Here is a 12,274-nt window from a genome sequence, read left to right on the forward strand (position 1 = left end):
CCTTATCCCCGCAGAGGCATGATGTCCTCCGGCGCGGCGGACAGACAGGCGGGGGCCAGGGGCTGGCCGTCGGTGAGGGTGGTCTTGGAGATCTTCCACCACAGACGGGTTTCGCCGTCGGGGGCGGTGCAGATGAGATTCCAGTCGAAGGGATTTTCGCTGGTGGAGGTGACCTTCACCGGCAGGGCGTTGCAGGCGTCCGGCGGGCAGGGGGTAAAGTTGTGGGCCCGCACGCCGACGGCGTTGCAGTCGGGGGGCACCGGCTGGGCCAGGCGCAGATCGACGCCCCAGCCGGTCAGGCGGACGGTGTGGCCGTCCACCGGGGTGCAGGGCAGAATGTTCTTGCAGCCGGTGAGCCGGGCGGCGGTGACACTCTGCGGGTCGGCAAAGACCTCCTTGGTGGGGCCGGCCCGCAGCACCTGGCCGTCGTCCATGACGATCATCTCCCGGCACAGGCGGTAGGCCTCGTCCCGGTTGTGGGTGACCAGCAGGGTGGTGCCTGCAAAAGAGGACAGCAGGCTGCCCACTTCGCTCTCCACTTCTTCCCGCAGGTAGCTGTCCAGGGCGCTGAAAGGCTCGTCCAGCATCAGGATGCGGGGGCGGCCCACCAGGATGCGGGCCAGGGCGGTGCGCTGCTGCTGGCCGCCGGACAGCTGGGACGGGCGGTGCCGGGCCACCTCTTCCAGGCGCATGGCCCGCAGCATATCCCGGCAGCGGGCCCGGCGGGCGGCGGGGTCTTTTTCGGCCTGCAGGCCGCAGAGGATGTTCTGTTCCACCGTCATGTTGGGGAACAGGGCATAGTTCTGGAACAGCAGCCCCACGCCCCGCTGCTGGGGCGGCAGGTCGATGCCTTTTTCGCTGTCAAACAGCACCCGGCCGTCCAGCACAATGCGGCCCCGGTCGGGCTTGACGATGCCGGCGATGCAGCGAAGGGTCATGCTTTTGCCGCAGCCCGAGGCCCCCAGAATCGCCGTGGCGGTGTTTCCGGCGGTGAATCGGGACCGGAGGGTAAAGCCGTCAAAGGCTTTTTCAATGTTGACTTCCAGGCTCATGCGCGGACACCTGCTTTCTGTTTGCGTTCCAGCAGGTTTACCGCCAGCAGCACCACCGCCGAGATGGCGATGTCCACCAGGACCCACTGCATGGCGCCTGCCTCATCGTTGGTGCGCCAGAGCTGGTATACCGTGGTGGCGATGGTGGCGGTTTTGCCGGGGGTGTAGCCGGCGATCATGCTGGTGGCGCCGTATTCTCCCAGAGCCCGGGCAAAGGCCAGCACGGTGCCGGCCAGAATTCCCTGGCGGCAATAGGGCATCCGCACCCGCCAGAAAATCCAGGTGTTGGACAGGCCCAGGGTCTGGGCCGACCAGGCCAGGGTCTCGTCAAAGCTCTCAAACGCGCCCCGGGCGGTGCGGTACATCAGGGGAAAGGCCACCACAATGGAGGCGAAGATGGCGCTGTACCAGTTCATCACCAGCTTGATGCCGAAGTGCTCCGCAAAAAAGATGCCCAGCGGCCGCTTGGCCCCCAGCAAAAGCAGCAGGAAATAGCCCACCACGGTGGGCGGTAGTACCATGGGCAGGGTCAGCACCACATCCAGCACACCCTTGAGGGTGCGGGGGAGTTTGGCTATGTAATAGGCGGCAAAAATGCCCAGAAAGAACACCGCCGCGCAGCTGATGAGGGCAATGCGCAGGCTGTTCCAGAGAGGATACCAGTCCATAGTTGATCCCTTTAAACAAAGCCGCCCTCTCCCCCGAACGGAGACAGAGAGGGCGAGATGACAGAATGTTCTGTGTCGTTGGGTTTACAGTGCGGTGAAGCCTACGCTCTCAAAGACGGCGCCGGCGTCTTCGGTCCGCAGGTAGTCCAGGAAGGCCTGGGCTGCATCGGCATGGGGAGCGGCCTTCATCACGGCGGCGGGATAGATGATCTGGCCGCACATCTCCTTGGTGGCCTCGTCCACCGGGGTGATGCCGGCGCTGTAGGCGTCGGTGCAGTACACCACGCCGGCGTCCACGCTGGCCTCGATGACCTGAGTGGTGACTTCCTTGACGTTGGAGCCGTAGGTAATGACGCCGGCAGCGGCCAGAGCCTCCTCGTCCAGGCCATAGTAGGCCAGAATCTTCTGGGTGTACTGGCCCACGGGCACGTCGCTGTTGCCCATGCAGAACAGGATATCCTGGGCTTCCAGGTGCTCGGCCAGGGCGTCAAAGCTGTCGATGCCCTTGTCGCTGCCCTCCGGCACGCAGAGAACCACCTTGTTTTCCAGCAGGTCCACACGGCTGTCGCTGTCCACGCAGTCCAGGCCCTCGGTGTTCACCTCGGCGGAAGCGGCGCTGTCCAGCTGGTCCATCTGCTTCTGGCCGGCGGAGATGAACAGGTCGCAGTCGGCGCCCTCCTGAATCTGGGTCTTGAGGGTGCCGGAGGAATCAAAGTTGAAGCTGAAGGTCACGCCGGGGTTCTCCACCGAATAGGCCTCGCCGATGGCGGTGAGGGTCTCGGTGAGGGAGGCGGCGGCAAAGACGATCAGCTCCACCGGCTCGGCTGCGGCAGCCGAAGAAGCCGGTGCGGCCGAGGAGGCCGCAGAAGCGGCAGAAGAGGCGGTGCTGCTGGAAGAAGAACTTCCGCAGGCGGTCAGCACAGCGGAAGCGCCGGCCAGACCGGCGGCATACAGGAAACTGCGGCGGGAGATCCGATTGTTTTTCATACATTTTCTCCTTTAAAGGTGTGATGGGTTGCATTCCCTTTATGTTCGCGCTCTGGCCGGAAAAGCACAGGACGGGAAACCTTATTTGCGGGCGCACTCGCCGTCCAGGCCGGCGGCAATCCGCACGCCGTGCTCCAGACTGGGCAGGATGTACTCCAGGTTTTCCTTCACCGCCTTGGGGCTGCCAGGCAGGTTGACGATGAGGGTCTTGCCCCGCAGGACGCTGGCGCCGCGGCTCAGCATGCCGCGGGGGGTGATGGACAGGCTGTGGTACCGCATGGCCTCAGCAATGCCGGGGGCGTTGCGGTCGGCCACGGCGCAGGTGGCCTCGGGGGTGATATCCCGGGGAGAGAAGCCGGTGCCGCCGGTGGTCAGGATCAGGTTGACCTGGCGGCCGTCGGCCAGACGGATCAGCTGGGCCTTCAGGGGCTTCATCTCGTCGGGCAGGATCATGGTCTCCTCCACCACATAGCCGGCGGCGGTGAGCATCTCCACAATCAGGGGACCGCTCTTGTCCTCCCGCTCGCCGCGGCTGCCCTTGTCCGACAGGGTGATGACGGCGGCCCGCAGGGGGGGATTCTCCAGGGCGGGCAGCATGGTCACCTCGTCCCCCACATGAATCTCGCCGCCCTGCAGCACCCGGGCAAACACGCCCTCCCGGGGCATGATGCACTCGCCGGTCTTCTGCTTGATGACGCAGTCGTTGTGGCACTCCTTGCCGATCTGGGTCATTTCCAGCACCACGTCGCCGATGGCGAACCGGCTGGTGACCGGCAGGCTGCGGAAATCAAAGCCCTCAATGACCAGGTTCTCGCCGAAAGCGCCGTAGTCCACCCAGATCTTCTGGCGGAAGGCCTCGATTTTCTCGGCGCTCAGCAGGCTGACCTGGCGGTGCCAGCTGCCGCCGTGGGCGTCCCCCACGATGCCCCATTCAGGGGTGAGGGTGGCGCTGGGCACTTCGGTCTTGACGGTGCCCCGCTGGGGGCTGGTGCAGATAGCCAGTAACTTTCCCATGATCCTTTATCCTCCAATTCGATACATCCCGCGGGTGGCGGGGATGGCTTTGCTGTCAAAGTGATGTTCCAGGGGTTTGTTCCAGATGGTGTTCCGGATGGCCTGCAGCAGGGCCGCGTCGTCGACACCGCTGCGCAGCAGGGCCCGCAGGTCGCATCCCGCCTCGCTGGCGAGGCAGGGCCGCAGAAAGCCCTGGCTGGTCAGCCGCACCCGGTTGCACTGGCCGCAGAATTTGCCGTGGACGGCGGCAATCAGGCCGATGCTGCCCTTCCAGCCGGGGGCGGTGTAGTAGACGGCGGGGCCGTCTCCCAGCGCGTGGCTCTCGGCCTCGGGCAGGGGAGCCAGGCCGGGCCAGCGGCGCTCAAACCGGGCCAGAAGCTCGGGCCCCGAGATGCAGGGCATGGCTGCCCCAAAGCCGATGGGCATCATCTCGATGAACCGCACCTGCAGGGGCCGGTCGATGGCTAGGGCGGCCAGGTCTTCCAGCTCGCCCTCGTTGACCCCCACCTGGGGCACGCAGTTCAGCTTGACCGGCAGGGGGCTTTCCAGGGCGGCCTGGAGGCCCTTCTGGACGGCGGCGAACTCGTCCCGGGCGGTGATGCGGGCAAACACCTGGGGGGACAGGGTGTCCAGGCTGATGTTCACGCTGTCCAGCCCGGCCTCCAAAAGGGCCGGCAGCTGCTGGGCCAGCAGGATGCCGTTGGTGGTCATGGTCACCTTGCGGATGCCGGGGATGGCCTTGAGGCCGGCCACCAGCTGGTCCACCCCTTTGCGGACCAGGGGCTCACCGCCGGTGACCCGGACGGTGTCCACCCCGCAGGCGGCAAACAGGGCCGCCAGGCGCAGGAACTCCTCATAGGTCAGGATGTCTTCCCGCTCCAGCTTCTCCACCCCGTCCGGCATGCAGTAGCGGCACCGCAGGTTGCACAGGTCGGTGACCGAGAGGCGCAGGTAGTGGATGTCCCGCTGTGTTGCATCAAACATAGCCGCCCTCCGCCCGGATGTACAGGCCGCTCTTGCCGCCGCTCTTTTTCTCCAGATGGATTTCGCCCAGCTCCATCCCCTTGTCCACGGCCTTGCACATGTCGTAGATGGTGAGCAGGGCGGTGGAAACGCCGGTGAGGGCTTCCATCTCCACGCCGGTGACGCCGCTGGTCTTGACGGTGCACAGGGCCTCCACCGCCTGCCGCTCGGGCAGGAGGTTGAACTCGATGGACACCTTGGTCAGGGGCAGGGGATGACACAGGGGGATCAGTTCGCTGGTGCGCTTGGTGGCCATGATGCCCGCAATGCGGGCCACACCCAGCACGTCGCCTTTTTTCACCGTGCCGTTCTGGACGGCGGCGAAGGCCTCGGCGTTCATGGTAATGATGCCGTGGGCGGTGGCCTCCCGGGCGGTGACCGGCTTTTCGCTCACGTCCACCATCACGGCATTGCCGGCGGCATCAAAATGGGTCAGGTTGTTTTCGTTCATGAATGAATACTCTTTCTCTATCTCAGAACGTTTCAACGTCCGTGGTCTCTTTTGTGGAAAACCGGCTCAGCAGTGGCCGAAGCCGCAGTTGGGCCAGGTGCAGTTGGCGCAGCCCAGGCACAGGCCGCCCTCGCCCAGACGGGCGATGTCCACGGCGGTGATGGGATCATCCGCCAGCAGACGGGGCAGCAGCAGATCGAAGATGGTCCGCTTGGCGTACATGACGCAGCCGGGCAGGCCGCACACCGGCACGCCGTCCAGATAGCTCACCAGGAACATGGCGCCCGGCAGCACCGGCGCGCCGTAGGTGATGATCTCGGCGCCGGTGTTCTTGATGGCCAGGGGGGTCCGGTCGTCGGGGTCCACGCTCATGCCGCCGGTGGTGAAGATCAGCTCACAGCCGGCCTCTTTGGCCTCCAGGATGGCGGCGGTGATGCCGGCGGGGTCGTCGTCGCAGACCTTGTGGAACAGCATCTCGCAGCCGTATTCGGCCAGCTTGCCCACCAGAATGGGGGTGAACTTGTCCTCGATGCGGCCCTTAAAGACCTCGCTGCCGGTGGTAATCACGCCGAACTTCTTGGCCTGGAAGGGCAGCACGTTGAGGATGGGCTCGTCACCGGCAGCCTGCTGCATGGCGTCCATCTTTTCCTGCTCGATCACCAGGGGGATAATCCGGGTGCCGGCCAGCTTCTGGCCCTTTTTCACCGGCAGGTCCCCGTGGATGGTGGCAATCATCATCTGGGGGGTGCGGTTCACCGCCAGCAGAGCCTCCCGGCGGATCTTCAGCAGGCCGTCACAGTCGGCAATCAGCTCGATCTTGCCCTCTTTGGGCTCGGTGCCGTGGATGTTCTTGCCGGCGGCCGCCTTGTACAGCAGGGCTGCGGCCTCGTCCTCGTGGAGGATGCCGGGGGTCTTCTCCCAGACATACAGGTTCTCCTTGCCGATGCTCAGCAGCACCGGAATGTCCTCGGGCTGGACGATGTGGCCCTTGCGGAAGCGGGCTCCCTTGAACTCGCCGGGGATAATCTGGGTAATATCGTGGCAGAGCACCTGGCCTGCCGCGTCAACAGTGCGGATCAGTTTCATAATTTCACGTTCTCCTTACAGGGCCGGCATCTGGGCGCAGATCCAGTCGGCCAGGGCTTCTGTCTCCTCCAGGCCAAAGTCTGCGCCGGGAATGTCGCCCACAATCGCCAGCGGGTGGAACGAAACGGGGGTCTCGGACACCGCCTTGCGCACCACTTCGATCTTGGGCCAGCCGCTGGACTTGAAGCCCTCCAGCAGCACCAGGTCGTAGCCGTGGCGCTCAAACAGGGCCAGCAGATCCTGTTCGGTCAGGCGGAAAGTCTCGGTCAGCAGGTAGCGCTGGCTGGAATACACCGCCACGCCGTCGGCGCCGGCCTCCCGCAGGCGGAAACTGTCGGTGCCGGGGACGTCGGGGGTAAAGTCATGGCCGTCGTGCTTGATGACGCCCACCTTCAGGCCCCGGCGGCGCAGCAGGGGCAGAAGCTTTTCCAGCAGGGTGGTTTTGCCGCTGTTGTGGACGCCGCTGACCGCCAGCACGGCGGGCTGTTTCAAGGTCAGTTCGGCGGCAAGGGCCTGTTTTTCTTCACTGTACAAAGGAAAGCACCTCCACCGTTTCGCCCGGCTCCACCGGGCCGCTGCCCGCAGGCAGCTCCACAAGACAGTTGCAGCCGATCATGGCGGACAGGCTGCCCGAGGAGTGTACTTCGGCGTTGCCCTCCCCGGGGATGGCCACCTCGCCGCCCAGGGCCCGGGCCCGCAGGAAGCGGGTGCCCTTGCTGGCCTTGGAAAAGCCGGTGGTCAGGGTGCGGCGGGTGCGGGGGAGGACGCAGTCCTCCTCCCGGCGGCCGGCGGCCCGCAGCAGGGCGGGCAGGGCGTACTGTTCCAGCGTTGCCGCCGCCGCAAAGGGGTTGCCCGACAGGCAGAACACCAGTTTTCCCTCCAACCGGGCTGCCAGCATGGGGCTGCCGGGTTTCTGGGCCACCCCGGCAAAGAGAATTTCAGCGTGCAGGGTTTCCAACACCTGGGGCAGATAATCCTTCTGCCCCACCGAGACGCCGCCGCTGGTGATGACTGCATCGCAGCGGGTCAGCATCTCCTCCATCTGCCGGGCGATCTGGTCCGGGTCGTCCGAGCAGTGGCGGCGCTCCACGGCAAAGCCCATCTGGCCCAGGCGGGCGGCGTTCTGGATGCCGTTGGCGTCGTAAATTTTGCCGGGGGCCCAGGGCTCGCCCGGGTCCAGCAGCTCGCTGCCGGTGGCCAGCACGCCCACCCGGAAGGTCCGGTGGACCGGCACTTCGGCATAGCCCTGGCCCGCCAGCACGCCCAGATGGGCCGGGGTGAGGGCCGTTCCCTCCGGGGCAATCACAGCCCCGACGGCAATATCCTCCCCGCGGAATACCACGTTCTGGTTGGGCTTGAGGGCGGCGTAAATCTGGACGGTCTCCTCGCCGCCGTCGGTCAGTTCCTGCATCAGAATGCAGTCGGCCCCTTCGGGCAGGGGGGCGCCGGTCATGATGCGGGCCGCGCAGCCGGCAGGCAGGGCCGCGGCGGGGGCGTCACCGGCGTAGAGCTTCATCACCACCGGCAGAGAAACCGGATTTTCCCGGCAGGCCCCGGCTGTGTCGGCGCTGTGCAGAGCGTAGCCGTCCAGGGGGCTGCGGTGGAAGGGAGGCTGGTCCATCCGGGCGCACAGGTCCCGGGCCGCGATCCGGCCGCAGGCTGCGTCCAGGGGAACAAGTTCCGCCTCGGGCCGGGGCAGAGCTGCCGCCGCGTCCAGGACGCAGCGCAGGGCCTTGGCGGGAGCGCAAAAAGGCTGTTTCATGAAAAAATCCTCCAAAAGGCCCGGGCGGGGCCTGCTCTGCTATGGCTCAGAGGGCCCGGCCCGGGGATATTCTGTTCAAAGGCAGGTGAAAAAAGCGGAGACGTTTTGATTTTGAAAACCAAAACGCCTCCGCAGAATATCCGCACAATGCCCGGCAAAACAGCAGTTTGCAGCCTGCCACGCCGGTGAAGCCCCCGCCGCTGGCGGCTGCCCTTGCAGTGGCAGCGATCCTGCGGTCAGCACAGGCTCTTGTGTGGGATGGGAGGAGTTCTTTTTTTCAAATTGCAGCGTTTCTTCTGCGGGAAGGCGGCGGGGTTTCCCCCTCCACCCTTGAATGCCGGCCCGGGGTGCCGGACCCTTGGCATTGCGGCGCGGCGTCCTGCCCCCTCCGGGGTTTAGACGCCTTTGCTCAAAGAAGCTCTTGTACCCGTATTCAGTTGTGAAAAGAGATTAGTCGCAGTAATCGTCCACGTCGCTGATGGCCTTGGCATAGCGGCGGGTGAGATACTTGGTAGAGAAGAGGAACCGCTCGTTCTGGTTGTTGGTCAGCTCCTCGATGTCGGCGTATTCCGGACGGGCCTGCATGGCCTGCCAAGTCTGCTCGACCTCCTCCTGAGACAGGTTGTAGGGCGAGCGGCGGAAATACCGCATCGGGGTGGCGCTGGGATAGATGCGGGCGTTGAACCGCACCATCTCGGACACCATGGTGCACAGATCCTTGTCCTCAATGAGCTGGGCAATCATAGCGTAATTGTCGCTCATGTTGGCGTTGGAGTAGTAGTAGATGTCCTTGGCGCCCTTGCGGGACACAATGTCCTGGCACTGGGGATCCTCCGGCATCTGAGCCAGCAGCTCGTCGGCGTTTTCCACCTCGCTCACCAGCAGAGCATGGGGCGTGACCAGCGCGGAGGCGGAGCGGGAGCGGATATAGCCCGCCAGCTCCTGCGCGGGGGTCAGCTGGGGCAGCTCAGGGGCGGTGACGGTGGGCTGATCCGCAAAGGGGTCGTTGGTTGCCTCTGGGGCAGCTGCCAGGAAATCCAGCAGGTCCTGCCCGGCCGGATTCTCCGCGGCGGCTTCCGGGGTGGATGCGGCTGCAGCGTCGGATGCGGCGGCCTGCTTTGCAGCAAGGGCCGCGGTCTCCTTTTCCACGGCGGCGATCACGTCCTCGCCCGTCTTGGCGGCGCTGCCATCAAACACACTTCCGGTCTCCTTCAGGCGGCGGGCGGTCTCGCTGGCGGCGTCCATGTCAAAAACCTCCGATTTGGGCTTTTTCTTGGCTGCCATTTCGGCCTTCTGCAGGTCCAGAATGATCTGCTCCGGGTCCGAGCCGTCCACCGTGGTGGTGTAACCGGGTTTACGTCTGCCAAACAGCATGATTGGTTCCTCTCGTTTCTGAAGTATGGATTATTCTGCGGTGGTCTCGGCAGCAGCGGTGCTCTGGCTGTAGATGCCGCGGGCCTCCAGATCGTCGGCCATGTCGGACAGGCCGAACTTCTCCAGGGTCTCACGGGTGGGAACACCGGTGTTCAGATCCCAGCCGTAGTGGGTGTAGAACATGTCGATGGCCTTCTTCATGTCATCGCGGTCCAGCTTGGTGGTGCCTTCCTCAAAGGCCTGGAAGTCAGGCTCCTTGTCGAAGACCCAGTCGCAGATGGCGTCGTGCTCCTGGCGCAGGTTGGCGCTGCCGCAGTTCAGCTGGAAGCTGATGGCGGTCATGGCACGCAGCATCTGGGTGATCTTCTCGCCGGTCTCCTGCAGGCTGGCCTGGGTGTAGGTCTCGCCGGTGACGGCGGTCATGAAATCGGCCTGCAGATCCAGGTCGCCCTTGTAGTTGCGCTCCTTGGAGGGAGACTGGGTCATGGGCCACATCCAGTTGCACAGGGTGGCGGAGTCGTGGAAATTCTTGTCGTTGACGCAGTAGGCAGCCAGCTTGACCTTGTTCTCGTTGATCGGAGTGTAGGCCTTGGCGCGGTCGTAGCAGCCCTCGCCGAAGAAGTCTTCCATGACCTTCTTGGTCACCTCGAAGGGCGCGCCCGAACCGGTCTCGCAGACGATCTCGTGGACCATGCAGTCACGGTTGTAAACCAGGTTGTACAGCATGCCGACCTGCCATGCCTCAGCAGGGCCGTGGTGGTTGGGATAGCCGTTGTACATCAGGTTGGAGTTGGTGGTGCCGTCGTCGCGGTCCAGCCAGCTCTTGGGCAGGCCGAACTTCTCCATCATGGCCAGGGTGCCCTTGGCGATGACGGACAGGTCGCCCTCGCCGTAAGCCATGCGGCGGATCAGCTCAACCTCCCAGCGGGGATCGCCGGCCTTGCACCACTCCCAGGGCAGGGAATCGTACTCTTCGGCGCTGACGTACTTGAGAGCCTCCTCGCGGGGCAGGTTCAGGAACCACTGCAGGTCGCGGTTCAGGTTGCCGTAGTTGTCCCAGACGCCCATATCGTCCACAGCGTGAGCCCAGGCCAGGTTGATGACCAGCTTGGCGTCGCCCTCGTACTTGAAGTCGTGCAGGCCGTAGGGGTAGACGCGGTCACCGTACAGGACGGGCATGCAGGTGTTGGAGTTGTGGGTGGGCAGATCGTAATCGGCCAGGGGATCGATGTCGTACTCGGTGTAGCAGCGGATGGGGCAGGAGGAGCAGCCGCCGTTCTTGACGGTGTACTCAGCAGCCGGAGCGCCGAAGTCGAAGTAGCCCTTGAAGCAGCGCAGAGCGATCTTGTTGATGTCGTTGTAGGGCTGCTCGCCGGTGTCGATGGGGCCGCCGGGGGCCTTCTTCCACATACGGCCGGGAGCGCCGGACCAGCGGTTCTTGCCGGAGGTGGCGCTGTACTCAGCCCAGCTCTGGGGCTGTGCGGGGACGTTGTGGTTGTTGTTGCCGCCGATCAGGTTGCCCAGCATGTAGTTGGACAGCTCCAGAACCTTCTGGGGATCGGCAACCTTGACGCTGCCGGTGCCGCGGACGGCGATGCCCTTCAGCTTCTTGTTGCCCATGGCGGCGCCCAGGCCGGCGCCGGCGGAGTTGCCGAAGCTGGTGTTCATGGTGGAGTAGTCCACCAGGTGCTCACCGGCGGGGCCGATGGAAGCAGACTCGAACTCGCGGCCGGTCTGCTCGATCAGCCACTTGTTGGAAGCAAAGGTGCCCTTGCCCCAGATAGCGGATGCGTCCTCCAGAGAGACCTGGTCGTCCTCAATGCGCAGGTAGACGGGGGTGGAGGAGATACCGGTGATGACGATTCCGTCGTAGCCGGCATACTTCAGCATGGGGCCGATGTGGCCGCCGATGTGGCCGTCGATGATGGACTTGCCCTTGGACCAGGTGGAACGGAAGGTGACGTTCATGCGGCCGGAGCAGGGCACGCCGGAACCGGTCAGGGGGCCCACACCGAAGATGATGGGGGTCTTCTCATCGTACGGATCCAGATCCATGGGAGCCTCATCGTACATGATGCGGTAGCCCATGCCCATGCCGCCGATATATTCATGGTATTTGGTGTCGTCCTCGGTGGTGATCTCACCGGTGGTCAGGTTGACGCGCAGGATTTTACCTGCCCAGCCATAAGTTTCAGCCATTGTAGTTCCTCCTTACAGTTCCATGTAAGCAGCCTGTGCTGCGCTGGTGACGGCATCCCAGTCCACGATGGACAGAGCGCCGGACGGGCAGCCAGCCACGCAGGCACCGCAGGCGATGCACTTGGACGACTTGCCGGTCTCCGGGTTGACGGTGGGCATGTGCCAGGGGCAGGCCTCGACGCAGGCGCCGCAGCCGATGCACTTGTCGGTATCCACCACGCGGATACCCTGGGCATTGGTGGTGATAGCCTTCTGCGGGCAGGCGTTGCCGCAGGCGGGATCTTCACACTGGCGGCAGGTGTCGGGGAAGTAGACCCAGCAGTTCTCGTCGCCCGACAGCAGGCCGTTGCCGGCGCCGTCCAGGTTCAGGCGGCGCTGGATCTTGACGCGGCTGATGTAAGAGGAGCATACGCCGTCATTGGACAGGGTGCAGTTGATCTCGCAGCGCTGGCAGCCGGTGCACAGGTCTGCATTGACCACCAGCAGGCCCTGGGGCAGAGCCCAGGTGGCCACGGCGCCGCTGTCCACCTGCTCCTGAGAGCAGCCGAAGAGGGACAGCATGGATGCAGAGAGGGTGAGCCCTGCAAGGCTCTTGCCCGAGATCTTCATGAACTGGCGGCGGGTCATGTCAGCCGTCAGAAAATCAATTTTTGCCATA

At 64.6% G+C, this 12,274-nt stretch carries 12 protein-coding genes and 1 riboswitch; all 12 genes read right to left on the reverse strand.

Features of this window, described 5'->3' with window-relative positions:
* Nucleotides 1-2 precede the first annotated feature (2 nt).
* Nucleotides 3-1,052: an ATP-binding cassette domain-containing protein gene (locus B5E67_RS04085; RefSeq protein ID WP_087383089.1), complete on the reverse strand. Its 1,050-nt coding sequence runs from the start codon at nucleotides 1,050-1,052 to the stop codon at nucleotides 3-5.
* Nucleotides 1,049-1,720, reverse strand: coding sequence for a molybdate ABC transporter permease subunit (gene modB, locus B5E67_RS04090; RefSeq protein WP_087246720.1), 672 nt, complete (start codon nucleotides 1,718-1,720; stop codon nucleotides 1,049-1,051). The genes B5E67_RS04085 and modB overlap by 4 nt, the downstream gene beginning before the upstream one ends.
* An 84-nt stretch (nucleotides 1,721-1,804) precedes the next feature.
* The gene (gene modA / locus B5E67_RS04095; RefSeq protein ID WP_087246719.1) at nucleotides 1,805-2,707 is read right to left on the reverse strand and encodes a molybdate ABC transporter substrate-binding protein; all 903 of its coding nucleotides are present in this window, start codon (nucleotides 2,705-2,707) and stop codon (nucleotides 1,805-1,807) included.
* A gap of 81 nt (nucleotides 2,708-2,788) precedes the next feature.
* Nucleotides 2,789-3,721, reverse strand: a complete 933-nt coding sequence (locus B5E67_RS04100; RefSeq protein ID WP_087383092.1) for an MOSC domain-containing protein — start codon at nucleotides 3,719-3,721, stop codon at nucleotides 2,789-2,791.
* Nucleotides 3,722-3,727: 6 nt separating this feature from the next.
* Nucleotides 3,728-4,705: a GTP 3',8-cyclase MoaA gene (moaA, locus tag B5E67_RS04105; protein ID WP_087383095.1), complete on the reverse strand. Its 978-nt coding sequence runs from the start codon at nucleotides 4,703-4,705 to the stop codon at nucleotides 3,728-3,730.
* Entirely contained in the window at nucleotides 4,698-5,195 is a 498-nt protein-coding gene (moaC, locus tag B5E67_RS04110; RefSeq protein ID WP_087383098.1) for a cyclic pyranopterin monophosphate synthase MoaC, read from the reverse strand. The genes moaA and moaC overlap by 8 nt, the downstream gene beginning before the upstream one ends.
* 66 nt (nucleotides 5,196-5,261) lie before the next feature.
* Entirely contained in the window at nucleotides 5,262-6,281 is a 1,020-nt protein-coding gene (locus B5E67_RS04115) for a molybdopterin-binding protein (RefSeq protein WP_087383101.1), read from the reverse strand.
* 15 nt (nucleotides 6,282-6,296) lie between these two features.
* Entirely contained in the window at nucleotides 6,297-6,815 is a 519-nt protein-coding gene (mobB, locus tag B5E67_RS04120) for a molybdopterin-guanine dinucleotide biosynthesis protein B (protein ID WP_087246714.1), read from the reverse strand.
* Nucleotides 6,805-8,043 carry a gephyrin-like molybdotransferase Glp gene (gene glp, locus B5E67_RS04125; protein WP_087383104.1) on the reverse strand — a complete coding sequence of 413 codons (1,239 nt, stop codon included), beginning with the start codon at nucleotides 8,041-8,043 and terminating at the stop codon, nucleotides 6,805-6,807. Before glp ends, mobB begins: the two co-directional genes overlap by 11 nt.
* Before the next feature lie 267 nt (nucleotides 8,044-8,310).
* Nucleotides 8,311-8,460: riboswitch (molybdenum cofactor riboswitch) on the reverse strand.
* Between the two features lie 33 nt (nucleotides 8,461-8,493).
* Nucleotides 8,494-9,417: a hypothetical protein gene (locus B5E67_RS04130; RefSeq protein ID WP_087383107.1), complete on the reverse strand. Its 924-nt coding sequence runs from the start codon at nucleotides 9,415-9,417 to the stop codon at nucleotides 8,494-8,496.
* Between the two features lie 30 nt (nucleotides 9,418-9,447).
* On the reverse strand, nucleotides 9,448-11,616 hold the full coding sequence (locus B5E67_RS04135; RefSeq protein ID WP_087383110.1) for an aldehyde ferredoxin oxidoreductase N-terminal domain-containing protein: 2,169 nt from the start codon (nucleotides 11,614-11,616) through the stop codon (nucleotides 9,448-9,450).
* Nucleotides 11,617-11,628: 12 nt separating this feature from the next.
* Nucleotides 11,629-12,273 carry a ferredoxin-like protein gene (locus tag B5E67_RS04140; RefSeq protein ID WP_087363929.1) on the reverse strand — a complete coding sequence of 215 codons (645 nt, stop codon included), beginning with the start codon at nucleotides 12,271-12,273 and terminating at the stop codon, nucleotides 11,629-11,631.
* Between the last annotated feature and the right edge of the window lies 1 nt (nucleotide 12,274).

Origin of the sequence: Faecalibacterium sp. An122, from assembly GCF_002160895.1 — a bacterium.
GTDB lineage: Bacteria > Bacillota > Clostridia > Oscillospirales > Ruminococcaceae > Faecalibacterium.